We start from the raw sequence: 24,083 nt of genomic DNA, 5'->3' as shown, positions 1-24,083 counted from the left end.
GGCCCATGGCCGCGATCAATGTCCGGCATTTGCAGAAAGTTCGATCGCGGCCATGGGCCGCTCCTACAATATTTCGTGTCTATAGATAGGGCGGAGTTACGGTGGCGGAGTTGTCCAGGGTGATGGCGGCGCCGTTGATATGCTTTGATTCGTCCGAGGCCAGGAAGAGCACTGTCTGCGCCACATCCTCGGCGGTGCACATATAGCTGGCCGCTACCTTGGCCTTTTCCTCGTCGATCACCGGTGTCTTCTCGGCAATCTCCATCGCCATCGGCGTGGCTATGCCGTCCGGGTGTATGGTGTTGCAGCGCACCTTGTTGCCGGCTTTCTGGCAGTAGACGGCGACGCTCTGGGTCAGGCCGCGCACCGCCGCCTTGCTGGCAGAGTAGGCGGCGAAGTGCGGCATGCCGACCAGGGCGGCGGAAGAGGACATGTTGACGATGGAGCCCCCGCCGGATTTTTCCATCAGCGGCAGGGCGTATTTGATCGACAGGAAAATACTCTCGCTGTTGATCGACTGCACACGGCGCCAGCCATCCAGGGATTCATTTTTCACGTCTGCCAGCTGCAGTATCGCGGCGTTGTTGACCAGGATATCCAGGCGGCCGAATTCCTTTTCCACCATTTCCACCAGCGACTGCCAGCCGGCCTCGTCGCTCACGTCCTGCTTGACGAAGCGCACCGGGCCGCCGATTTCCTGTGCCGCCTGTTCGCCGGCCTCTGCGTTGATATCGGTCATGATCACGGTGGCGCCCTCGGCGGCCAGCAGCGCGGCATCGGCGCGGCCGACGCCGCGGCTGGCGCCGGTGACTATGGCAATTTTTCCAGCTACTCGATTGGTCATAACATCACTTTCATTGGTAATTAGAAAAAGGCCCCGGCGGGAATGCCGGGGCGAGGTGGTTTAGAAGCTGAGGGTCACGTCCAGGCCAAAGCTGCGCTCCTCGCCGAACACGCCCAGCACCAGGCCGCCGGCGTCAAAGGAGTTGAGAATGTACTCCTCATCGAGCAGGTTGTGCGCCCACAGCGTCGTGCGCAGGTAGCCGGCACCCACGGCCACATCCTGCAGTGAGACGGAGCCGTTCAGCAGGCCAGTGGCCTCGCGGGTGGCCGCGCCGCGGGAACTGAACCACTGCTGGTCCTGCCAGTTGTAGGTCAGGTTGGCATTCAGCGCGCCCAGCTCGCCCAGGTAGGTGTCGTAGTCCAGGCCGATGCTGTAGGAGTGCTCCGGCGTAAAGGCGATGCGGCGGTCGTCGGCCACGTCCTCGCCGTCCTGGATATACTCGTCGTACTCCGCGTCCACGTAGCCGTAGCTGGCGGTCAGCTTGAAGTGCTCGCCGAGCAGTGCGGTCAGGTCGGCCTCGAAACCCATGTAGCTGGCCTCGCCCGCGTTCAGGGTATCCGTCTGGGTAATGTTGACCGGATCGCTCTGGTCCACCTGCAGGTTTTCATAGCTGTAGTTGAACAGGGCCGCATTCAGGCGCATGCGGCGGTCGAGCAGTTCGGACTTGAACCCCAGTTCGAAGGAGGTCATCTCCTCCGGGTCGAAGCCATTGGCGAAGTTGGCCTGGGAGCCGCGGGCATTGAAGCCACCGGCGCGGTAGCCCTCGGCGTACTTGGCGTAGACATTGGCATCTTCGTTGAGGGCGTAGTCGAATGTCAGCGACTTGCTGAAATTATCCGACTCGCGCTCGCCGTATACTGCGCCGCCGGCAAAGCCGTTGTACAGGTTACTGGCTTTGGAGGCCTCGCGTCTGTCCTCTGTGTAGCGCAGACCCAGGGTGACAGTTAGGTCATCGTCAAACAGTTGCGGCGTGTAGGCATACTGGCCGTAGATGGCCTTTGACTCGGATTCCACGTCAACTGCGTAGGCATCCTCGGCGCTGCTCCAAAGGGCCCAGGCCGTAAAGTCAGCCTGCGTAAAGGAGTCCAGCACCGACGGTGTAGCATCAAAGCCCAGGCTCGCCAGACGCAGTGCGTTCAGGTACGTAATCTGGTTCTCGCTACCCTCCTCGCGGAAGTAGTAGAGACCCGATGTATATTGCAGACGGCCGTCGAGCAGGTCGCCGATAAATTGGAACTCCTGTGAGAACTGCTCCTGTTGCTTGTCGAAATCCGTATCCAGGTACTCGGCACCACTACCGACCAGGGACGGAATCGCACCGCCACCCAGGTGGTGCCAACTGGCGGAGTAGTCCTGGTAGCCATCCTCTTCCAGTTCCCGGCTGGCGGTGATGGACTTGATGATGTGGCCGTCGTTATCCCAGGCTATGGTCAAGCCGTGGCCGCTGACATCCACCTGGGTATCTCGTAGATTGTTGACTGACAGGGTATCGAGGCGCTTGCCCGTGGCAATAAAACCCAGACTGCCGGTGTGATCCTCGATCAACTGGTAGGGTAACTGGGTACTGGTATTGCTCGACTGGTCGTAGGTGTAGTCGATGGTCCAGTCGTCATTGGGTTGCCAGGCCAGCGCCACACGCAGCGCATCCTTGTCGTCAGCACCGAAGTCATTGCCGCCGCCGGTGTTTTCAATCCAGCCGTCTTTTTCCGAAGTGGCGTAGGCGGCGCGCACGAACAGTTCATCGCTGATCGCGTAGTTACCCTTGGTGACGGAACGCCAATAACCCTTGTCGCCGACGCTGAGCGTCTGCGCGAAACTGCCTTCCGCCTGGGGTTTTACCGAGGTCAGATTAACTGCGCCGCCGGTGGAGTTGCGCCCGTAGAGTGTGCCCTGGGGGCCGCGCAGAATCTCTATACGCTCCAGATCGGCCACGTCCAGTGCCAGACCTGCGGAGCGGCCCAGGTAGACGCCATCCAGATAGACGCCCACGGCCGGATCCTTGGTCACCTGAATATCCGCATTGCCTACGCCGCGAATATAGGGGCTGACCGAGTTTTTATTCTGGAAAAACGGGCTGAAGGTGACATTCGGCACGGCGTTCTGGATATCCACGATATCGGTGACGCCCATTTTTTCCAGCTTCTCGTTGTTGAATGCGATAATCGAGATGGGCGCGTCCTGCAGGGACTCCTCGCGCTTCTGCGCGGTGACGGTAACCTCTTCCAGAGTCTGACCAGCGTATGACTGCTCCGGGTTTTCCTGTGCCTGAATGCCGGTTATCGGCAGCAGGCCGGCAATTGCCACTGCCAGGGGGGACTTGATCAGGGTCCGGTGAAAATTATTTTGACTCATCGCTATTGGTCCTCGGGAAAGGGTTTTATCGTGCTTATGTTTTCTCCCAGTGGAATCCATACTAATTCGATCGCGAATGGCCGCCCCCCTCCATTTGGACTAGGAATGAATACGCAATAGTCAGAAATAAAAAGGCCCGGCAATGGAGATCGCCGGGCCTATCAAGGCTTGGATTTCGGAGATATAAAGGGGAGCAGAAAGTACTTTAGAACAAAATTATATCGTCACTCCGGCGAAGGCCGGAGTCCAGGATCCCCGAGCCCACCTGGATTAGGTGGCGCTCCTGCGCCACGCCCTATGGGCCATTCGCTACGCGAATGCTTGCTACGGCATCCATGCCTACGCGATCCGGCCTTCGCCGGAATGACGATATGTCGGAGTGACGATATTCAGCTTACCAGCTCGAAGGCTTCCAGCTTCGGCGCCTGCATCTCCTCGGCGAAGCGGGAGCGGCTCCAGGGCCAGGTGGCGGGCACGCCCTCGGCGTCCAGGTACCAGCTGTTGCAGCCGGTGCCGAAGATGGTTTTCCTGGCCGCCGCTATGCGCTCGCGGTCGAACTGCGCCAGTGCCTCGCGGCTGGCGCTGACCTCCCGGCACTCCCCACCGGCCACCTTCTCGATCAGCTGGCTGATGTAGTTCCACTGCAGCTCTGCGATCTCGATCAGGGAGAAGTTGCCCACCGGGCCGTTGGGGCCGTTCAGCATAAACAGGTTGGGGAAATCCGGGATGGACACCGCCATATAGGCAGTGGGCCGCACGGACCAGACATGGTTCAGCGCCACACCGTCGCGGCCGACCACATTCATCGGGCGCATAAAACGGTCCGCGTGGAAACCCGTGGCGAAGACGATCACATCCAGCTCGTGCAGCACGCCGTCCTTGGTGCGCACGCCCTGCGGCTCTATGCACTCGATACCGTCGGTGACCAGCTGCGCATTCGGGTGCTGTATCGCCTGGTAGTAATCGGGAGAATAGATCAGGCGCTTGCAGGCGGCGCGGTAGTTGGGCCGCAGCCTCTCGCGCAGTTCCGGGTCGGTAACGCTGTTTTCCAGGTTACTCTTCACGTAGGCCTCTATCTGCTGCATCGCCTCGGATTCCGGATCGACGATGGCCTGGGTGAAGCGCTCGATATTCGCGTTCAGGGTCTCGTCGTTCTGCATCCGGTGCAGCAGTTCCGCATCCTCGCGGAAGGCCTGTTTCTCGGCCTCGGAGAACTCCGGGTTTTCCACCGGCATTATCCACTGCGCCGTGCGCTGGAAGTGACACAACTTCTGCGCGCGGGAGGCCAGCGCCGAGATAATCTGCACACCGGTGGAGCCGTTGCCGATTACGCCGATACGCTTGCCGTCCAGGGGCACGCTGTGGTCCCACTGGGCACTGTGGAACAGCGCCCCCTCGAAACTGTCGGCGCCGGGAATCTGCGGGAACTTGGGATGGTGCAGCACGCCGGTGGCGCCTATCACGAAATCCGCCCGGTCCTCGATACCGCTCGCGCTCTTCAGCTGCCACTGGCCGTCTTCGAATACGCAGCTGACGATTTCCTCGTTGAAGCGGATGCTGTCCGCGAGTTTGTACTCCGCGGTAACCTTTGCGAAGTAGGCCTGCACCTCCGGACCCGGCGGCAGGTGGCGGCTCCAGTCGGGGTTGGGCGCAAAGGAATAGGTATAGGAGTGCGACGGCACGTCGCAGGTCAGCCCCGGATAGGTGTTCTCCCTCCAGGTGCCGCCGATGCGGTCGGCCTTCTCGTAGATGGTGAAGTTGTCGTAGCCGGCTTCGCGCAGCTTGATGCCCGCCAGTATGCCCGCCATACCGGCGCCGATAATGACAAAACGCAGATCGCGGCGGTTATTTTCGTTATTCATTGCCCAGTCCATCTCCATCAGAGTTCAGTAAATCGTGCACTCTGTAAATGTACGGAGATGGATGGGATGGAGCATCATCCGTATTGACTAGGCTTCTGCAGCCATCGGGCGGATATTGGCCTCACTCCAGAAGGCGCGCATGGACTGCACCTTGCCTTCCGCATTCAGGACAAAGTGATCGATGATCTCTATTTCCATAGGCGCGCCCATCGCCTCGGAGGCGCATACGAAGGGGAAGACTATCTCGCCGGCAGCCAGGCGCACGGCACCGCTGCGTCTGAGTTTGATCCCCATTGCCAGGGCCCCTCGGTAAAACTCGGCAATGGCCGCCCTGCCGGTGATCGGCTCGCTGCCAACCGGGTCTTCCACTGTGGCATCGTCCGCGTAGAGCGCTACCACACCCTCCAGGTCTCCCTCACTCAGGCAGCACAGGTAACTATCGACAATCTGTTCGGCTTTCGCTTGATCAGTCATGGGAATTCTTTCCGATACAGTTCAAAAAAAAGGCGTCGACCCAACCAGCCAGAAATCCGGGATTGGCACCCGAAATACAACACTGGGAGAGTGAGTTCCAACTGGGGGTCGACATAAAGCCTGGCAACGCAGAGAAAATAATTGCAGCCAGGGACGGACCAGAATCAGTCGCAGTATTCCGGCAAATAACTCTTCTGCTTGTCTTTGGACAGCTCTGCCACATCGGTGTAGAACTGCCGGTACCATTGGCGCAACTTCAGGATCTGGCCGTCACCGCCGCAGAGAATCGGGTTCTCCTGGAAGGTTTTACTTTTCCAGATTTCCACGTCCTCGTAGAAAGCCTCCTGGGCCTTGGACACATAGGCATCGGCGATCTCCCGCATCTGCGCGTCGCTCATGCCTGGAATCCTTTTCACCATTACACCGAAGCGCAGATCAAAACTGTTGCCGTCGATGGGCGCGTGGCAGTTCAGCAGGCGGCTCTCAACATCCCCCTCCATCACCGTGATCTGGTAGGCGGGACCATAGTAGGTGGCCACTGTCTTTAACGAATTCTTACCCAGGCGCTCACTGGTCGCCTCCATGATCTGCACCGCCATATGGTCCACAAAGCGGTTTTCAAACTTGCTCACCGGCGCGCCGTGCACCGGGCCGAAGTGCGCCTTGTCCGCCACATTGTCCACCAATTCCTTCGGGTGGGTGGGGATATGCATGGTGTCCACCACCCAGGGCATCCACTCGCCGCTGTCGCACTCGTCCATCAGCGGGATTTCGTAGTAGGGCGGGTTGCCCTCCGGGTCGTTCCAGACGAAGACCAGGTTGTTGCGCTCGACACTGGGCCAGACCTTTACTTTCGCCCGCGGCGGCACCACCTTGGCGTAGGGGATATCCTCGCACTTGCCGTCGCAGCCCCACTGCCAGTGGTGGAAAGGACAGGTGATGGAATTGCCGGACACCTCGCCCTGGCTCAGGTCCGCACCCATATGCGGGCAGTAGCCGTCCAGCACATGGACTTGGCCGTCCTCGCCGCGGAAGGCGACTATCTTGGTGCCGAAATAGGGAAAGCCCTTCGGCTCGCCCTGGGGGAAATCTTCGGAGGTGCCGATCACATGCCAGCCGCGGGCGAAGCGCGGCTTGTCTGATGCGATTGTCAATGCTGCTGTCATGGCTTTGTATCCCGAGCATCTGATTATCTTATGGAGTCCTCTAAAAATTCGTTTCTCGTCACCCCCGCGAAGGCGGGGGTCCAGTAGCAACCGGGCTTCTGGATTCCCGCCTTCGCGGGAATGACGATTCTTAGAGATGTCCTTGTTATGACCCGATTATCGGAGCCGTACCGGGCAGCTGCCTCGTCCATTGGGACTACGCAGACTGGCGGCCCGCTAGCTAGAGTGAATCGGTTAGGAAACCTCTGAAAAACTATTGCGCGTGCGCCTGGCGGCGGCCGGCGGTGCCGGTGCGCCGGCCCGGTCGGAATGCTCATGTACCGCCGTGTACACTCCGCTTTCTGCGCTCCGGCGGCCACCACCAGCCGCCCGCTCGCTACGTTTTTCAGAGGTTCCTTAGCAGCAGCCCATAAGAAAGGTAACAGCGATGAGCGTATTTGATTTCAGCGACAAGGTGGCCCTGGTGACCGGCGGCGCCTCCGGTATTGGCCGTGCCTGTATAGAGCAGTTCGCCGCCGGCGGCGCCGGCGTGGTGATCGCCGACCGGGACGCCGACCAGGGTCAGCAGCTGGCCGCGGAACTGGAGGCGCGCGGCAGCCGCGCGCTGTTCGTGCAGACGGACGTGGCCGATGCGGACTCGGTGGCGGCGCTGGTGGAGCGCACCTGGGCGCATTTCGGCACCCTGCACTTCGCCGTCAACAGCGCCGGCATCGAGGGCGAGCGCAGCCCGATCGGCGAGTCCAGCCTCGACAACTGGAACCGGGTGATCGGTATCGACCTGAGCGGCGTCTACTACTGTTTGCGCGCGCAGATACCGGCGATTCTCGAGTCCGGCGGTGGCGCCGTCGTCAATGTGGGTTCCATCATGTCCGCGGTCTCCGCGCCGGGCATCAGCGCCTATGTGGCCGCCAAGCACGGCGTGGTCGGGCTGACCAAGACGGCGGCGCAGGAGTACTCGGCCCAGGGCGTGCGCGTCAATGCGGTCTGCCCCGGCTTTATCAAGACGCCGATGGTGGAGAAGCACCTGACCGCGGAAGTGGAGGCCCAGGCCCTGGCCATGCATCCGATCGGCCGCCTCGGCAGCCCGGAAGACGTGGCCGCGGCGAGCGTTTACCTCTGCTCGGAACAATCTGCCTTTATTACCGGCACCGCCGTGGGTGTGGACGGCGGTTACCTGACCATCTGATCCAACGCGTGCCCATCGCAACCGAGCTGATGGGCACGCTGCGCTTCTTTGACTCGCTTTCAGCACTCCTGCTCGGCAATCTGAATCTGCAGCCCTTCCAGTTCTTCGGTCACCTGGATCTGGCAGGACAGCCGCGAGTTATCGCGGAAGGCATCCACACTGGAAACCAACATATCCTCATCCTCGCCGCGAGGGCCGAGCCGCTCAAACCAGTCGCCCTTTAAATACACATGGCAGGAGGCGCAGGAGCAGCAGCCGCCGCAGATGGCCTCTATATCGTCGAAGCCGTTGTCCCGCAGCGCCTCCATCAGGCTCTGGCCGCTGTCCACGTCCACCGGGGAGGATTCACCGGCAAGGTCGGTCACCAGAATAGTGGGCATTTCGCCATACCTCTTTTGCGTTTCGGCTGCCCGCAACAATCACGGGCACCGAATAACTATTGATACGGCGACCAGAATACCCCGCGGGCTCCGCGCCCCTCCTAGTCTGAACAGATTAGTGGGCCGTCGGGGCTTTCGGATAGATTGATTTCCTGCGAAGAAAACCATCGACGAGTCGGAAGATGCAGGATTTTAACGGCAAGAGCATAATCGTCACCGGCGGCGGCAAGGGTGTCGGCCGCGGTATCAGCGAGGCCTTCCTGGCCGCGGGGGCCGAAGTGTTCATCTGCGGGCGGCGGGAGCCGCAAAGTCTCCCGCAAGCGAACGGCAGAAGCGCAAACTTTGTCGCCGCCGATGTGCGCGATGCAGCTAGTACCCAAGCGCTGGTCGATCGGGTCATCGAGACCAGCGGGCGCCTGGATGTGCTGGTCAACAACGCCGGCGGCAGCCCGCCGGTCAGCGCCGCCGACGCCTCCCACCGCCTGACCGAATCCATTATCCGCCTGAACCTGATTGCGCCGATACAGCTGGCACAGCAGGCTTATCACGCCATGCGTGCGACCGCAGGTAAAGGCAGCATTATCAATATCGCCAGCATTTCCGGCGAACGCCCCTCCCCCGGCACCGCCGCCTACGGCGCCGCCAAGGCCGGGCTGATCAATGTCAGCCGCTCGCTGGCACAGGAGTGGGGTGTGGAACAGATAAGGGTCAACGCGATTATCGCCGGCCTGATCAAGACCGAGGCCGCCGGGGAGCACTACGGCGGCAGCGTCGGTATCGCCCGCATCGAGGCGTCGCTGCCGATGGGGCGCATGGCGGTGCCGCGGGATATCGCCGATGCCTGCCTCTTCCTGGCCAGCGAAAGCGCCGCCTATATCAGCGGCGCGGCGCTGGAGGTCTACGGGGCCGGCGAGCCGCCGAGCTTCCTTAAAATTGCCGAGGAGGCGCTGGCTTGAATGCAAACGGAGCCGGGGAAGCGTCGCGGCAGGAATCCCTGGAGTCACGCCTGCACAGGCTGGAAGCCATAGAGGCGATAAAGCAACTCAAGGCGCGCTACCTGAGCGCCTGTGACCGCAAACAGGTGGACGTCATCCGCGACTGTTTCGCGGATGGCCCCGTGACCATCGACTACGGCCCAATAGGCCGCTTCGAACACAGGGACGGACTGATCGACGCCTTCGAGCGCCTCGGTAACCACGACTTTATCGTCGATATGCACCACGGCCAGAATCCGCAAATCGAGATACTGTCACCGGATTCGGCCAGGGGCAGCTGGCAGCTGTATTTCCACCAGATCAACAAGCGGGAAAATCAAGTCACCCAGCTGGGGGGATTTTACGAGGACGGGTACGTGCGTATCGACGGGCGTTGGTCTATCGGCAGTACCGTCTTTACGGTTTCATCCAGTTGCACCGTACTGCTGAGCGAGGGGAAACCTCTGCAGGTAATTACCACTTAAATTAGTGTCCGGGATTAGCAGGCAGCCACACTCTATCTTTCCTTCTTCCTGGAGCGCGCGCCAGTTTACCAACCCCGCCATCAACAAGCACAGCAACGAGTTTTTTAAGCAAAGCATACATGCTAGGCTGCCCCTGAACTCGGCATTATGCAAATTAAGCAACGGAGAGGCTTATGAACTTGGCAGAAAAGGATGAATACTGGTCAGACAGCTTCGAAGGCCTGGACTTTTCCTGTACAGAAATTGACTCGAAGGAATTCGATAACTGCACATTTATTAACTGTGACTTTAGTGAAGCTACGTTTAAAAGATGTAATTTTTCCGACTGTGAGTTTATAAACTGCAACTTGAGCCTTGTTAAGATCGAATACAGCAAGTTCTCCGATGTCTCTTTTCGCGAGTCAAAACTGATTGGAATCAACTGGACTAAAGTAGCCTGGCCAAGATTGGTATTTAGCGCCCCAATAAAATTCTACAAATCCATAGTGAACGACTGCTCTTTTTACGGGCTCTCTTTACCGGAAGTGGTTCTCGAGGAGTGCAAGGCACACAATGTTGATTTCCGGGAAGGTGATTTCAGCAATGCGAACTTCACCTACACCGACTTCACCGGCAGCTTCTTTGTCAAGACAAATCTATCCGGCGCTGACTTCTCCGAAGCTACCGACTACGATATAGACATCTATCAAAACGAAATCAAGCGAGCAAAATTTAGCCGCTACGAGGCCATCAGGCTTCTTGATAGCCTCGACGTAGAGCTGGTCGATTAAGGCCAGGGCTAGAAATCCAGATAACATTACCCTGTTGGCAACAGCGTCAACCAAGGAATCAACATACTCAAGCCCAGGCAAGCAAATCCACAGTGCACCTTGAATCGCATAACCAGAAGATCCGGCCGGGTCCATAAATAGATCTTCGCGGGCATCCATAGCAGCCAGACATCGACGGACACTACAGCCAATGCCACCGCTGCCGCCGCTTCAGGAGCAACCGACCTATCGATAAGCAGGCGGTAGGTTTCAAACGGCCAGGGAGACAGCTCTCCACTGAGGAAATAACCTACCACGGTCGCCCCCAACAGCGTGAGTGGTGTCGCCCACACCCAAGATGTCAAAAACCTTAACAGGAAATTTGATGGCACCCGGCCAATATCATTGGCAAATGCGAGACGCGTTGTCGTGAACAGCATGAGTACAGATAAGGCCAAAATGATAGTTGGCCAGTATAGCTCCAACAGCGCGCTCATGCGGCACGCTCCTTCTGAATGTCATTTTCACTTTCCAGCATTTTCTTGGACTTGAACTCAGTGCCATACCAGGCCGGATTTCTCCACAGTATGTTCAGTCTTGTCTTAAAATCCGGAGCCTCTTTCAGGTCAGCCCACAAGGGCCCGAATCCCGACCTGGTAATAATTTTCAGCGGATTATGAGTATTGATCGGCACGGTAACACCAAAAACCGGCCGTTCATTCGGATCCATTTTCTTAAAGGTTCCAAACAAATGGTCAAAAATAACAAACAAACCACCGTTATTCTTGTCAATATAGATCGGATTGCTTGCATGGTGCACGGCATGGTTATTGGGCGTCACAAAGAAATAATCGAGCCAGCCAAAGTCCTTGTCGAGAAAACGATCCGTATGACAAAACGTCTGGAATGAGGAAATAGTTCCGCCATAGACTGTCAGTGCGACGGGATCAAAACCCAGCGATACAAACAAAAACAGGAATGGAAGCCGGTAAAGGATGGTGAAGGGTGTTAAACGCAGGTTTGTGGTGAAATCATATTCCTCGGAGCTGTGGTGAATTGAATGATCAGCCCACAAGAGGCGGCAATTGTGCGCCCAGGCGTGATTGCCGTAGAAAATAAATTCACCGACAAGAATATAGAGGGGCAGCGTCCACCAGGATAAAGGGACACTCATACCGGTCCAGTCGGCGACAGGCAAAAGGTAACCGACAACCAATACCGGCCCGAGAATATGCGTAACGTAATTAAAGGGAAGGAATAACAAAAAGTTACTTAAGCCATCTGCAGGCAGTTTCCTTTTCTCGATAAACAGCCGTGTGCCAACCTCAATCATTAATACCGCAGCCAGGAAGAATGTAGACCCAATGAATAATTTATCAGTAATATCGTTAAGCAGCATGGGTTTTATTGCACCTCAGCTAAAACTATTAGAATTATTTTTCCAGCACCAAATTAGAGACAAACTCCTCCAGAATTGGCAGCTTAAAACCTGACCTTTTTGTCGACCATGTCCTGTTCAAGGAATCCCAGCATCGGAATTGGCGGCAAGTAATGATCATGACTGTAGCGATTCCAGTATAATCAGCGGCCTTTCGACGCCTCAATGGACTATATGACTATAGGCATGGACTTAAAAGTTATAGGCATATCGTCCAAATCCCTGCGTCCCCGAAGCCTTGTAAGATTGAGAATCTATCGTTGCTCTGGCTCGAGATGTGAGGCTTTACCACTTGGGATTCCAGCACCCGAGTTCTTTCTCTCTACAACCATTTACCCGGCTGGGGGGCTACGACGACATAGTATGCCTGTAGCGGCGGGCGATGGTTGATCTGCGATACGGTTTTCACACCGACATACAGCGTCACTATGCAGTTGCGGGAGGGGCGGCCGCGGCAAGCATCAACTTGCCCCTGGGGAGCCTCTGTGCGTTTACACCCTGCCCTGCAACTCGAATCGGTCGGCGAGAACCTTGGTAATTCGCTCGACCAGTGCACCGATATGGCCAGCGCCCTCCCAGGAGTAGACCGAAACAACCATGGCGGGCTCCAGGCCTAAGGACTGATTCTGCCGGACATTGTAATTGGCGGTCGCTCCCAGCGGCAGTAGCGACAGGCCCAGCCCGGCTTCGACGGCAACGAGCACGCTGTTCAGACTGCTGCCGGTAAAGGCGATATACCAATTGCGTCGCTCGCGCTCGATCCTCTCGAACATGGCCTCGCGGTAGAGGCCGCCAGCCGGAAAGGTGACCAGCGGTATTGGATCCGGCCAGTCCCCGGCGCTGTTCGCACCCTCAAACCAGCCGATGGCCTCCGGAAAGGTCGCGCGATAATCGGCGCTGGCGGTCGGCTCCTTTACCACCACCACATCGAACTCACCGGCGCGGAAGCGTTTACTGAGGTCGCGGCTCAGCCCGGTTGTCACATCGAGGCGGACCTCGCGATGCTGCTCGGAGAAGGTGGCAAATTCCCTGCTCAATCTAGAAGTGACTATATCGTCCGGCAGCCCGATACGGATGGCGGAGGTCCCGGCCGGGTCGGAGAGCAGCGCCACTGCTTCCGACTCCAGTGCAAGAATCCGCCGCGCATGGCCGAGCAGCCGCTCGCCGGACGCGGTCGGCCCAACCGGTCGAGCGGCGCGGTCGATAAGCTCCCGCCCCACCGCCTGCTCGAGCCGACCGAGTTGCTGGCTGATGGTGGATTGCGTCATATGCAGTCGGCCGGCCGCCGCGGTAAAACTGCCGGCGTCGACGATGGTGACGAAAGCGCGGAGAAGACGGGGGTCGAGCATGGCATCATTACAGAAATGGATACTTCGGATAAAGATATCTAATTTGTAAATGGCGCGCCAGCGCGATATATCTGCCTGCCCCACGCAACCAGGTAATTCCCGCAATGAAAAAGCTGTTCACCGCCGCTCTGGCCGTCCTCGCGGCCATTTCACTCGTCCCCCTCCAGGCCGCTGCCAGGAACCAGGCGGACGTCATCATTCGCCACGCCACCATAGTGGACGTCGAGCACGGGCAGCTGCTTCCGGACCAGGCCGTCGCCACCCTGGGCGACCGCATAGTGGCGGTGGGTAACGACGCCGATGTGGCCAGGCGCTGGCGCGGCAGGCAGACGCTGGACGGCCGCAACCGCTACCTGATCCCGGGCCTGTGGGATATGCATGTGCACTTCGGCGGTGGCGAGGCGCTGATCGAAGAGAACCGGGCGCTGCTGCCGCTTTACGTGGCCCACGGTGTCACCACGGTGCGCGACGCCTCAGGCGACCTTCCCCTGCAGGTGCTCGACTGGCGCAGGGAGATAGCCGAGGATTCCCTGTTCGGCCCCACCTTGCTGAGTTCCGGGCCCAAGATCGAGGGGCTCAATCCGGTCTGGAAGGGCACCATCGAAACCGGCTCTGAGGCCGACGTCGACAGGGCGATAGAGCAGTTGAAGGCGCTGAACGTCGACTTCGTGAAGATCACCGACAGCACCCTCAAACCGGAACTCTTCCTCTATGCCATAAGACAGGCGCGGGCCGCAGGCCTGCGCACCTCCGGCCATATCCCGATGCAGCTCACCCTGGACCAGGTCGTGGATGCCGGGCTCAGCTCCATCGAGCACCTGGGTTACGCCTACAACGCCGGTGCCAAGGATGAGGCCGCTATCGCCGCCGATTTCGCGGCCGGCCGTATCACCCGGCAGGAGGCGCGCGCGCGCCTGGACACCGGCTTCGACCGCGATACCGCCATGGCCGCCTATCGGAAGCTCGCGCAGAAGGGCGTCTTCGTCACGCCGACGCTGAATGGCTCGCGGGTGATCGCCTATCTCGATCGAGACGATCACCAGGGCGACGACTACCTCGCCTATATTGGTCCGGGACTGCGGAAAACCTACGAGTGGCGCGTACAGCGTGCCGCCGGGGCCACGCCGGCCCAGATAGAGCAGAGACACGCCCGCTACCAGCGCGTCGCCGCCGTTATTCCGCTGCTGCAGCAGGCGGGCGTCACCATCATGGCCGGAACCGACGCCGGCTTCCTGAACTCGTTCAACTACCCGGGAGTCGGCCTGCACGATGAGCTGGCGCTGTTTGTGGAGCTGGGCCTGACCCCGGCACAGGCGCTGTCGGCCGCAACCCGCGCCGGGCCGGCGTGGTTCGGCCAGCTGGATCAATACGGCTCCATTGACGAGGGCAAGGCCGCCGACCTGGTGCTGCTGGAGCGCAACCCGCTGGAGGATATCCAGGCAACGCGCGCGATTCACACCGTGCTTCTGCGCGGCGCCGTTCAGGACCGGGCTGCGCTGGATCGCGCGCTGGCCGACACGCACGCCAAGGTCGCCGCCTGGAATGCAGAGGCGGCCAGATAACGGCGTTCCGCCGTTTCCCACAACCCAAATGAAGGTATGACCAATGCGCAAAGTTGTAGTGATTTATGCCTCGATCGTGCTATCCGCCATCGCCTACCCGCTGTTGGCATCGGGGCAGTCAGTGAACCAGAGTGAGCTGCGCGAGGCCGCCGGACGCGATGATGTCGCGGCGATTCAGGACCTTCTCGCCAGGGGGGCAAACATCGATGCCAAGGATGGGCGCGGACGGACAGCGCTAATGGTCGCGACGCACGCGAACAGCATCGACGCCGCCCGGGTATTGATCGCTGCCGGTGCCGACGTCAATGCACGGGACAGGATCAAAGACAGCCCCTATCTTTACGCGGGTGCGCGCGGCCATCTCGAAATACTCAAGATGACGCTCGCCCATGGCGCCGACCTGAAAAGCACCAACCGCTACGGCGGCACCGCGCTTATCCCGGCCGCAGAACGCGGCCATATCGAGACAGTGCGCACCCTGATCGAAGCCGGTGTCGAAATAGACCACGTCAACAATCTCGGCTGGACCGCGCTTCTGGAAGCAATCATCCTCAGCGACGGCGGCCCTGCCCACCAACAGATAGTGGATCTTCTCGTGCGGGCTGGGGCGGACGTCAATATTGCCGACCGCAAAGGCGTCACGCCCCTGCAGCATGCGCGCCGGCGCCATTATGCAGAGATAGAGAGGAGACTCCTGGCAGCGGGTGCGCAACGATAGGATACGAAAACATGGACAAGGAACAGCGTTACCTGTGCAAAGCGATCGATCTCGCTCGTGCCAACGTCGACAAGGGCGGGCGCCCCTTCGGCGCACTCGTCGTCAAGGATGGAAGCCTGCTGGCGACGGGTGTGAACGACATCCTCAGCACGAATGATCCCACCGCCCACGCGGAACTGAATGCGATAAGGGCCGCAAGCCAGAGACTGGGATCACCAGACCTCGCGGGTTGCACCGTCTTCGCCAGCGGCCACCCCTGCCCCATGTGCATGGCCGCCATGACAATGGCCGGTGTCAGCAAAGTGGTATACGCCTATTCAAATGAAGATGGCGCGCCCTACGGACTTTCCACAGAGGCCGTGTATGCGGAACTGGCAAAACCTTTCTCCGAGCAGTCCATGAAAATCCGTCATGCGCCTGTGGATTCAGGATCGCGCACCGATCTCTACGCCCACTGGCAGAAAAAGCAGGACGATCGGCGCTGAAGCTGTAGCGTCGACCGATAACCCGCCCGCTCGACGGCTCCTGCCTGATGGAGCCCCAATTTCCCGCGTAAAAGTAAATGTGATCCGTCTACGCCGTTTGGACTAGGACAGCTGCGAATGCCGCCTCCTACTATCGTTTGAGCTCCCGGACTCAAACGAACAGAAAATAATAAGCGGCTGACGGAGATACCCATGAAGGACAATAACCACTTCCCTTCCCTGTTTTCCTTTTCCCTGATCCCCTTCGCCCTGTCCGGCCTCACCATTGCCATCGCCGGCACCCATTCCAGCGGCACCATGGCCCAGGCCGACTACGGCATAGAGGAAGTCACGGTCACCGCGCGCAAGCGCGAGGAGAACCTGCAACAGACGCCGGTCTCCATCACCGCCATCGGCGGCGATGCGATATCCGATAGCGCCATCGGCAGCATCACCGAAATCGAATCCCTGTCGCCGAACCTGAACTTCACCGTCGGCACCGGCGGCGGCAGCAGCAGCGTCAATGCGTTTATCCGCGGCGTGGGCGAGTTCGATTTCCTGCTGACCAAGGATCCCGCGGTGGGCCTGTATATCGACGGCGTCTATATGGCGCGCACCTTCGGCGCCAATATGGAGCTGGCGGATATAGAGCGCATCGAAGTGCTGCGCGGCCCCCAGGGCACACTGTTCGGCAAGAACACCATCGGCGGCGCCATCAATGTGGTCACGCGCAAGCCGGACGACACTATAAGCTACTCCCTGGAAGTCACCCGCGGCAGTCACGGCTACCGCGCGGCCAATGCCTACTTTCAACTGCCGCTGTCGGAAACCCTGTCCGCCAGCCTCTCCACCATCGTCAAGAAATCCGACGGCTGGCAGCAGCGCCCGGGCGGCGATGCCGGCGACGACGATGTCAGCGCCGGGCGCCTGCGCCTGGCCTGGACGCCGTCGGAGTTTTTCGAATCGCAGCTGTCCATCGACGCCGTACACCAGCGCCAGAACAGCTACCCCAACGCGATGCTCGCCTGGAATGACAACGCCATCTTCGCACTGCTGCAAAATGCACTGCTGGAACCCTGCTGTACGCCCACAAAAGATATCGACGGTAGCGGCGCCGCCTCGACGCAACTGCTGCGTGACGACCTGGATGGCTCCGGCATCAACTGGATCAATGAATGGGCCCTGGATACGGTGACCGTAAAATCCGTCACCGCCTACCGGGAGATGGAGGCGCTGTTCGGCCGCGACGGCGACAACTCGGCCCTGAATTACGCCGGCGACGTGCACGACCAGAATCACCGCCAGTTCAGCCAGGAACTGCAGCTGTCCAGTGCCGCCTTCGACGAAAAAATGCAGTGGACCGCCGGCCTCTACTATTTCAGCGAGACCACCCGCGACCAAACCCGCCTGGTCACCGCCGAGGGCCTGCACGGCGCGCTCGCCGCCCTGCCGCAGCCGCTGCTCTTCCCCGGTGAGGCAATCGCCTTCGACCTGACGGTGGATTTCGACAACCGCCAGCAGAGTGACAGCCTCGCCGCCTTCTTCCACAGCAGCTACGCCTTCGATGAGCAGTGGAGCCTGACCGCCGGCGCACGCTATACGCAGGAGGAAAAAACCTTCGAGCAGTCCGCCACCCGTATCGCCAGCGGCCTGCCGCTGCTGCTGCCGGACATCAGCGCGGACAACCCCTTCGCCACCCCAGGCGAGGCCTGTTCCGACCTGACACCGGACGGCAGCTACCGCTGCACACAACAGTGGTACGAGTTCTCCCCCAAGCTGGGCCTGGAATACCAGCTCAACCCGGAGCTGATGCTCTACAGCCACGTATCCCGCGGCTTCCGCAGCGGCGGCTTCAATGGCCGCCCGACCAGTATCAGCGAGGTGGCGGAATACGATCCGGAAACCCTGACCGGCTACGAACTGGGTCTCAAATCCCAGTGGCTGGACAACCGCCTGCGCCTGAACGGCGGCCTCTTCCTGAACAAATACCGCGACCAGCAGGTGGTGATTATCAGCGCATCCGAAACCGGTATCTCCGCGATCACCGAAAACGCCGGCCGCTCCACCATGCAGGGCCTGGAACTGGAACTGAGCGCCCTGCCCAGCGCCAACCTCGAAATCAGCGCCGGCCTTGCCTACCTGGACGCCCACTACGACGAGTGGCACGACGACACCGGCGATCACAGCGACCGCGATTTCGAGTACGCTCCCGATTTAAGCGGCAACCTGGCGATGCGGTACAGCTGGCAGTTCGATTCAGGAAGTAGCCTGGTGCTGCGCGGCAGCGGCGCCTACAAGGGCGAAACCTACCTGGACGCCACCAACACCGAACAGCTGCACGCACCCGGCCACACACTGTGGGACAGCTCGCTGAAATACTATTCGGCGGACAGCCGCTGGGAAATCGGCCTGCATGGCAAGAACCTGGGGGACAAGCGGGTGCTGAACGCAGGCTTCAGCGCGCTGGATGCGTTTGGGTTTGTAGAGGGATCCTACAATGCGCCGCGCAGGGTTTTGTTGAGTGTGAAGTATCTGGTGGAGTGATGCTATGGAGCCGGAGCCGAATAACCGGGGCCCCGGCTTGCGCGCCTGCGCTACACAAATGCAGGCAGTGAAAATCAAGGAGAAACCAGCGGTTCCGCCTGATAGGCGCGATGCAGCAGTTCCACGAATGCCGGTGCCTCCGGCAGGGACAGGTCGCCGATCCGGTGCACCGCCACTCCCGGCGTCCAGGAGTTCATCACCACGGCACCGGCCAGGTCCGGCAGGTCGGTGAGCGTCACCTCCTGAACCCGCTGCGGGATATCCAGGCGCTGCAGTTGCCTGCGCAGGATACCCATGGTCGTGCCGACCAGCATATCCGCCCGCGGCCACACCACCGCCTCGCCATCCCAGAAAGCCAGGTTCCAGATAGTCCCCTCACTGAGCCGCCCACTGCGATCCACGAAAGCCGCATCGTCAAAGCCCTTATCGACTGCGCGGCGCAGAAAATAGGTCTTGGACACCTCGCCGACATGCTTCACCGCGGCAAGCGCCCGCTCGTGCTCAACCGCAGCCAGTGCCAGCGGACCCCGCGGGCCGGATGCGGCCGGGCCTGTGCGGGCCAGAATTTCCGGCTCTGCACCGGCGAGCCCGAATTCTCCCGCCGGCTCGTACACAGTGGCCATCAGCGATAGATCCGCCGGCCCGGCCTCCAGTGCCGTGCGCAGACAGGACAGCACCCGCTCGTCGGACAGCGCGCGACCGAACATCTCCTCCGAGGCGGTCCGCAGCCGCCGCAGGTGCAGGTCCAGGCCGCGGACCCCGCCGTCGCGCACCTGCATGGCGGTGAAGTGGGCATAGCCGGCGAAGGCGAGCGGAGCCAGTTCTTCGGCGGTGGCCGCGCGGCCGTTGCGCTGCGCGATGAACGCAGTGGTGGAAGCAGACATAGATTCACTCCTGGAATTTGCGCCGCGCCCCGGCGCGGTCGATCATTAAGTTGCGCAACTATCTGCCATTGCCCGGATATTGAAAAACAAGTATTTTTTGTCAAATCATTAAATATGGCTTGAAGATCCATGAGCCGAATGCTGCCGGGAACCCGGGCACTGAGAACATTCGAAGCGGCCGCGCGGCACCTGAACTTCACCCGCGCCGCGGACGAACTGGGGCTGACACCGGCGGCGGTCAGCTACCAGATCAAGGAGATAGAAGAGCAGCTGGGCATCACCCTCTTCTCGCGCAGCAGTCGCAGTATCCAGCTTACAAACGCCGGCACAGTCCTGTTCGAGGCGGCCTCCGATGCGTTGGACACCCTGCAGCGCGCCGCCAACCGCGCGCGCAGGATGGCACGGGGAGCGGCCGAGCTTCGCCTGTCGCTGGGGGCCAGATTCGCCACCAACTGGCTACTGCCGAGGCTGCCGCAATTCCGGGCCGCGAACCCGGACCTGGAGCTGACTTTCGATATCACCGACAGGCTCCGCGATTTCGCGCTGGACGATGTGGATATCGCCATCCGTTTCGGCAGGGGCAACTATGAAAAGTCGCGATCGGAGCGCCTGTTCGACACGGCCATAGTTCCGGTCTGCAGCCCCAGGCTGCTCGAATCCGACCCCAAATTGAACGAACCGCGGGACCTGTTCCAGCATACCCTCTGCTACGTGGATTGCGTGACCGACGGCATTGTCTGGCCCAACTGGCCCATGTGGATGGCCGCCGCCGGTATCGGCGACTTCGATGACAGCCGCTGTGTGGGTTTTACCGATTCCAATCACGTCGTGCAGGCGGCCATAGACGGCGCCGCCGTAGGTCTTGTCGAGCTGGCGATGGTGACCAGCGATCTCGAGCAGGGGCGACTGGTGCGGTTGTTCGATATCGGAGTCAGCGTGGCCGAGGACTACGCCTATTACCTGGTCTACCCGGAAAGTGGCAGAGAGGATCCGCGCATAATCACCTTCCGCGACTGGATACTGAATGAGGCCGGTCAGTAACTTCTGACCAATAGCGAATTGGCGGTTCCTTGCAGAGGCGACCCGGCAATGTGAATTGCCGGTGAACTTGATGTTTTGGGCCTGCCGGCACATTCTTTCCCAAGCCAATTTACGCACCGGGTAAAAAGGGCAGCAAGAATGAGCATGTCGACATCCGCGAAAACCCCAGACGACTATATAGAGCAGCTGCAGGGCTGGACCCGCGACTGCGCCCTCCTCCTGCGCAAGCAGGTAAAGGCGGCGGCCAAAATGGAAGAGAGCATCAAATGGGGCCATCTGGTCTTTATGTCCAATGGCCCGGTGCTGCTGATAAGAGCCGAGAAAGAGCGGGTCCTGTTCGGTTTCTGGCGCGGGAAGCGCCTTCGCGAAATCGAACCCGGGCTCAAGGCCAGTGGCAAGTACGAAATGGCCACCCTCGAGATTCGCTCCGAGCCCTACCCATCCTCCAAGACCATAAGGAGCCTGGTTCGCGAGGCGGTCAGGCTCAACGGGGAGCTGGGCAATCCGCAGGACGCGGCCAGGAAGTGACGCCCTGCGATTAAGTCTGGCTAGTTACGGCCAGCATCGGCAAGCCGCTCTGCCGCTGCAAAACGCTGGCGGAAATCCACCAGCTTCACGTTGAAATGATCGGTCCCGATAAACTGGTCATCACTCATATACGGCTGTTCCTGATGTTTATACCAGTCCGCATATTCCGGGTGCTTCGCGCTTTCCACCTGATAGTGGGTTGAATAGGTGCGCACCTTGATTGTCGGCACCTCCCCCCTGAAATCGAAGGTCAACAGACGCATCCAGCCGTCGCCGATCTGTATTGGCCATCCCTTCATTTCTATACCGGCATCCCTGGCGGTCTGGTTGCGGCCCTGGTAGTCCGACAGTAGCTGCCAGACCGGGTTGCCAAAATCGTTGTCATCCATTCGAGTTGCCTGGCCGTGCTGGTGGCCGCAGAGTACGAGGAAGATCTGGTCGTTCTTGGAGATGAATTTTTCCCAGACCATTTCCGGGTTGTTGTGGACGGGATCGACCCTGTGTCCGTCAATAATGGCATTGGACAGGCGTCGACCGTCGGTATTCAGGTAGTTGTGGGTGGACACTATGGTCGGCAGGCCGGGAAAGCGTTTGATTACCGCTGCGGCCCACGCCAGCGTTTCATCGGGTGGATCAAACCGCAGACCTATGTGCAGGAAGCGGTAGCCTCCGGCACTGAATACCTGGGCACTGTCGGCACCGCCATCGTGCGACGATACATACCAGGGCTTATCCTTGAAAAACTCGGTATCGGCGCCGAATACCGAGCGAAAGTTATCCAGGCCGCCCGGGTGCAGGACACCCAGGGTTGTCAGGTCCTTTGGGTTGAATTGCTTGGCCGCGGGAAACTTGGAATCTGTCCACATGGCATCGTGGTCGTGATTGCCCGGCACCACGGAGAAGGGCACCTTGCCGGCAATCAGGGAGTAGCCCTCATGGGCCTTGGGCATCTCGAACAGGTGCACCTGTTCCGTCGGTGCAAAGTGCGCATCCAGCAAAGGATTGGGAACCCGCTTGAAACCCCGCTCTACGTGCCGCGGATCCATACTCTTGCTCTGATGCTGCCAGACATCCCCCAGCGATGAAACGAAAGCAATATGGCCACCGGCACTCTGCAGGTTGTCGGCAATATATTGCATCTGCTCGATAAACATCGCACTGGCATCAAACGGGAATCCCTCCGCCTTCTGGTGGGTATAGTCCAGGTAGTTTTGCGTATCGGGAATCACCGCAATGGTGAACTGTTGATCCTGCTTTTCGGCACGGGGCTGGCTTTGCTCAGCCATGGCCTCAAAACTTAACGCGGCACTCGCGATCACGGAAAGCGCCGAAACTCTAAGTACAGACTTCAGGCAGGCCATGGCCACCTCCTTTAAATTTTATTTTGATCTAAGACTCTATCTGTCCCAGGTTTGCATGTATCAGGGCACCGTTCAGTACCGGACGCTCCGCACAGAAGTAGAGCGTCTCGGCAATCTCTTGCGGTCGGATCAGGCGATTGAAGGTCACCGACCTGGCGATATCGCGCAGCACCTGCTCGCTGTCACCCAGATGCTGGCGCAGCATCTCCGTATCGGTGAAACCCGGACATATGCACGCGGTGTGGATACCGGTTCCCGACAGATCCTGGCAGCTACTGCGCATCATCCCCACCACCCCGTGCTTGGATACCACATAGGAGCAGCTGCCCGGGACCGCCTTTTCACTCAGCGTGGAACCCAGGTACAGGATCGACGAGCCGGGCTTCATCAGTGGCAGCAGCAACTGATTCAGCTGGCTTGGGGCCACCAGGTTTACCTGCAATGCACGGCGGAAATTGTCGGCTTCTATCCCTACTATGCTGTCCTTCTGGTGCATGGCGGCATTGTGAATCACGGTTATTCGGTCACTGCCTTTTACCGCGTCGGCAACTTCTCTTCCCCATTCCTGTGTCCAGTCCTCCCGCGCCAGGTCTACCGGAATATCCGTCACCCCGCCGAGCTCGCTGCCACTGCGGGACAGATTGACGACGCTATAGCCGTTTTCCAGAAACAGCTGCGCCGCGGCGCGCCCTATCCCTTTGCTGCCACCGGTGATCACCAGGGTTTTTTTCATGTCCAGCTCTCCGCACTACCCGACCGCCATTGACTGCTTCCCGACTGTCCGGGGCCGGAAGACACCCTGACGACTATCTGGTAGACACCGTATTCCTGCAGCTCTTCCGATGATCCAACCAGCTTCTGCAACAGGAAGTTGGAGAAGTCCTCGACGGTGGTATTGCAGATCGGCAGCAGCTGGGTGTCGGCTTTCAGGAACGGCATTTCTTCGCCGTTGAACCGGACCCAGTAATAATCGCCCTCCTCCCGAACGGTCAGATGAGGGGAGCGCGCGGGTATCAGCAGGTATTCGTCCAGCTCGCGACAGAGGCCATCCAGCTTCTGCTTGTAGACCCGGTAGTTGCAGCACATGCCGTTACTGCCGACCGGAAGGGTAATTTCCGCGGAGACCTGGAAGTTGTGGCCGTGCAGGCGTTCGCGCTCTACCGCGGAGAAGATGGTGAAGTGTGCCGCCGAGAATTTCATATATTCCTTCGACAGCTCGATCGTCGTTACTCTATTCACACCGTGAAACCTCGTTTGAGCCCGCGATTTTTTTTTTACCCTGGAATTAAAATTTTGCCGGGTTAAGGCGCCACGGGGATGTGCCCCCGCCGAGCGTAGCTCGGTCGCGAGCCCCTGAAATACAAGAAGATCCATGCATCTTCGCCAGCATTTCAGAGGCGACAATCAAATATTTCAGGACGAAATATTTGATTGTCAGATTAATATGGTTGTGCCGACCCAGGGCCGCTGCCCTATCAAACCGGTCCGCACACGTCCCGGATCAGCAGTACCGTCCAGGGGCAACCCACCAGCTCGGCGAGCGAGCTGGCTCCCGCCCGCTCCATTACTGCCGGCGTATCGGCACTCTCGACCTGCACCTTGGCGCGCCCACCGTTCGGATAGCGCAGCTCCGCCACCAGTGCGGCTTCGCCATCGTGTGTGGGCGTCAGTTGAATGGCGGCGATCCTGGCCACCGGGCTTGCATCCATCTCGCTCATCGGC

Annotated in this window: 24 protein-coding genes; 10 read left to right on the top strand and 14 right to left on the bottom strand. The window is 59.7% G+C overall.

Going from position 1 to position 24,083, the window contains the following annotated elements; genetic code table 11:
- Positions 1–79: 79 nt before the first annotated feature.
- From IG627_RS14850 to IG627_RS14830, 5 genes are all read right to left on the bottom strand, one after another.
- On the bottom strand, positions 80–844 hold the full coding sequence (locus tag IG627_RS14850) for an SDR family oxidoreductase (protein WP_193193164.1): 765 nt from the start codon (positions 842–844) through the stop codon (positions 80–82).
- Between the two features lie 60 nt (positions 845–904).
- Entirely contained in the window at positions 905–3,196 is a 2,292-nt protein-coding gene (locus IG627_RS14845; RefSeq protein WP_193193163.1) for a TonB-dependent receptor, read from the bottom strand.
- Between the two features lie 389 nt (positions 3,197–3,585).
- Entirely contained in the window at positions 3,586–5,058 is a 1,473-nt protein-coding gene (locus IG627_RS14840) for a flavin-containing monooxygenase (protein WP_193193162.1), read from the bottom strand.
- Positions 5,059–5,145: 87 nt separating this feature from the next.
- A complete protein-coding gene (locus tag IG627_RS14835) occupies positions 5,146–5,532 on the bottom strand; it encodes a nuclear transport factor 2 family protein (protein WP_193193161.1) in 387 nt (128 codons plus the stop codon).
- A gap of 164 nt (positions 5,533–5,696) precedes the next feature.
- Positions 5,697–6,698: a Rieske 2Fe-2S domain-containing protein gene (locus tag IG627_RS14830; protein WP_193193160.1), complete on the bottom strand. Its 1,002-nt coding sequence runs from the start codon at positions 6,696–6,698 to the stop codon at positions 5,697–5,699.
- Between the two features lie 427 nt (positions 6,699–7,125).
- Here IG627_RS14830 and IG627_RS14825 point away from each other — a divergent pair, with 427 nt between their 5' ends.
- Positions 7,126–7,884: an SDR family NAD(P)-dependent oxidoreductase gene (locus IG627_RS14825; RefSeq protein ID WP_193193159.1), complete on the top strand. Its 759-nt coding sequence runs from the start codon at positions 7,126–7,128 to the stop codon at positions 7,882–7,884.
- A 59-nt stretch (positions 7,885–7,943) separates the two neighbouring features.
- Here IG627_RS14825 and IG627_RS14820 read toward each other — a convergent pair whose 3' ends face one another.
- Positions 7,944–8,264, bottom strand: a complete 321-nt coding sequence (locus IG627_RS14820; RefSeq protein ID WP_193193158.1) for a 2Fe-2S iron-sulfur cluster-binding protein — start codon at positions 8,262–8,264, stop codon at positions 7,944–7,946.
- Between the two features lie 182 nt (positions 8,265–8,446).
- On the opposite strand from IG627_RS14820, the gene IG627_RS14815 reads away from it, so the two are divergent.
- The 3 genes from IG627_RS14815 to IG627_RS14805 all read left to right on the top strand — a co-directional run bounded on the left by IG627_RS14815 (position 8,447) and on the right by IG627_RS14805 (position 10,493).
- Entirely contained in the window at positions 8,447–9,220 is a 774-nt protein-coding gene (locus IG627_RS14815; RefSeq protein WP_193193157.1) for an SDR family oxidoreductase, read from the top strand.
- The gene (locus IG627_RS14810; protein WP_193193156.1) at positions 9,217–9,723 is read left to right on the top strand and encodes a nuclear transport factor 2 family protein; all 507 of its coding nucleotides are present in this window, start codon (positions 9,217–9,219) and stop codon (positions 9,721–9,723) included. Before IG627_RS14815 ends, IG627_RS14810 begins: the two co-directional genes overlap by 4 nt.
- Positions 9,724–9,896: 173 nt before the next feature.
- Entirely contained in the window at positions 9,897–10,493 is a 597-nt protein-coding gene (locus tag IG627_RS14805) for a pentapeptide repeat-containing protein (RefSeq protein ID WP_193193155.1), read from the top strand.
- A 26-nt stretch (positions 10,494–10,519) separates the two neighbouring features.
- Here IG627_RS14805 and IG627_RS14800 read toward each other — a convergent pair whose 3' ends face one another.
- From IG627_RS14800 to IG627_RS14790, 3 genes are all read right to left on the bottom strand, one after another.
- Entirely contained in the window at positions 10,520–10,969 is a 450-nt protein-coding gene (locus tag IG627_RS14800) for a hypothetical protein (RefSeq protein ID WP_193193154.1), read from the bottom strand.
- On the bottom strand, positions 10,966–11,871 hold the full coding sequence (locus IG627_RS14795; RefSeq protein ID WP_193193153.1) for a sterol desaturase family protein: 906 nt from the start codon (positions 11,869–11,871) through the stop codon (positions 10,966–10,968). The genes IG627_RS14800 and IG627_RS14795 overlap by 4 nt, the downstream gene beginning before the upstream one ends.
- A gap of 530 nt (positions 11,872–12,401) precedes the next feature.
- Positions 12,402–13,259 (bottom strand): LysR family transcriptional regulator, encoded by an 858-nt coding sequence (locus IG627_RS14790; protein ID WP_193193152.1) that lies wholly within the window; start codon positions 13,257–13,259, stop codon positions 12,402–12,404.
- A gap of 104 nt (positions 13,260–13,363) precedes the next feature.
- Here IG627_RS14790 and IG627_RS14785 point away from each other — a divergent pair, with 104 nt between their 5' ends.
- The 4 genes from IG627_RS14785 (at position 13,364) to IG627_RS14770 (ending at position 18,547) form a co-directional block, all read left to right on the top strand.
- Positions 13,364–14,821 carry an amidohydrolase family protein gene (locus IG627_RS14785; RefSeq protein WP_193193151.1) on the top strand — a complete coding sequence of 486 codons (1,458 nt, stop codon included), beginning with the start codon at positions 13,364–13,366 and terminating at the stop codon, positions 14,819–14,821.
- 43 nt (positions 14,822–14,864) lie between these two features.
- Positions 14,865–15,539 (top strand): ankyrin repeat domain-containing protein, encoded by a 675-nt coding sequence (locus IG627_RS14780; protein WP_193193150.1) that lies wholly within the window; start codon positions 14,865–14,867, stop codon positions 15,537–15,539.
- Between the two features lie 11 nt (positions 15,540–15,550).
- Positions 15,551–16,024 (top strand): nucleoside deaminase, encoded by a 474-nt coding sequence (locus IG627_RS14775; RefSeq protein WP_193193149.1) that lies wholly within the window; start codon positions 15,551–15,553, stop codon positions 16,022–16,024.
- A gap of 192 nt (positions 16,025–16,216) precedes the next feature.
- Positions 16,217–18,547 carry a TonB-dependent receptor gene (locus IG627_RS14770; protein WP_193193148.1) on the top strand — a complete coding sequence of 777 codons (2,331 nt, stop codon included), beginning with the start codon at positions 16,217–16,219 and terminating at the stop codon, positions 18,545–18,547.
- A 74-nt stretch (positions 18,548–18,621) separates the two neighbouring features.
- Here IG627_RS14770 and IG627_RS14765 read toward each other — a convergent pair whose 3' ends face one another.
- Positions 18,622–19,431 (bottom strand): aminotransferase class IV family protein, encoded by an 810-nt coding sequence (locus IG627_RS14765; protein ID WP_193193147.1) that lies wholly within the window; start codon positions 19,429–19,431, stop codon positions 18,622–18,624.
- A gap of 129 nt (positions 19,432–19,560) precedes the next feature.
- Between IG627_RS14765 and gcvA the strand changes: the two genes are divergently transcribed.
- Both gcvA and IG627_RS14755 read left to right on the top strand, forming a co-directional pair.
- On the top strand, positions 19,561–20,472 hold the full coding sequence (gcvA, locus tag IG627_RS14760; RefSeq protein WP_193193146.1) for a transcriptional regulator GcvA: 912 nt from the start codon (positions 19,561–19,563) through the stop codon (positions 20,470–20,472).
- 144 nt (positions 20,473–20,616) lie between these two features.
- A complete protein-coding gene (locus IG627_RS14755) occupies positions 20,617–21,000 on the top strand; it encodes a DUF1801 domain-containing protein (protein ID WP_226865194.1) in 384 nt (127 codons plus the stop codon).
- 20 nt (positions 21,001–21,020) lie between these two features.
- Here the strand turns inward: IG627_RS14755 and IG627_RS14750 are convergent, their stop codons facing one another.
- From IG627_RS14750 to IG627_RS14735, 4 genes are all read right to left on the bottom strand, one after another.
- The gene (locus IG627_RS14750) at positions 21,021–22,286 is read right to left on the bottom strand and encodes a metallophosphoesterase (RefSeq protein WP_226865192.1); all 1,266 of its coding nucleotides are present in this window, start codon (positions 22,284–22,286) and stop codon (positions 21,021–21,023) included.
- Positions 22,287–22,389: 103 nt separating this feature from the next.
- Positions 22,390–23,094 carry an SDR family NAD(P)-dependent oxidoreductase gene (locus IG627_RS14745; protein WP_193193143.1) on the bottom strand — a complete coding sequence of 235 codons (705 nt, stop codon included), beginning with the start codon at positions 23,092–23,094 and terminating at the stop codon, positions 22,390–22,392.
- Positions 23,091–23,600, bottom strand: a complete 510-nt coding sequence (locus IG627_RS14740; RefSeq protein ID WP_193193142.1) for a 6-pyruvoyl trahydropterin synthase family protein — start codon at positions 23,598–23,600, stop codon at positions 23,091–23,093. Before IG627_RS14740 ends, IG627_RS14745 begins: the two co-directional genes overlap by 4 nt.
- A 236-nt stretch (positions 23,601–23,836) precedes the next feature.
- A complete protein-coding gene (locus IG627_RS14735) occupies positions 23,837–24,079 on the bottom strand; it encodes a hypothetical protein (RefSeq protein ID WP_226865190.1) in 243 nt (80 codons plus the stop codon).
- Between the last annotated feature and the right edge of the window lie 4 nt (positions 24,080–24,083).

Origin of the sequence: Microbulbifer taiwanensis, from assembly GCF_014904815.1 — a bacterium.
GTDB lineage: Bacteria > Pseudomonadota > Gammaproteobacteria > Pseudomonadales > Cellvibrionaceae > Microbulbifer > Microbulbifer taiwanensis.
Note: the sequence above shows the minus strand (reverse complement) of the source record. Positions and strands in the feature narration are given on the sequence as shown.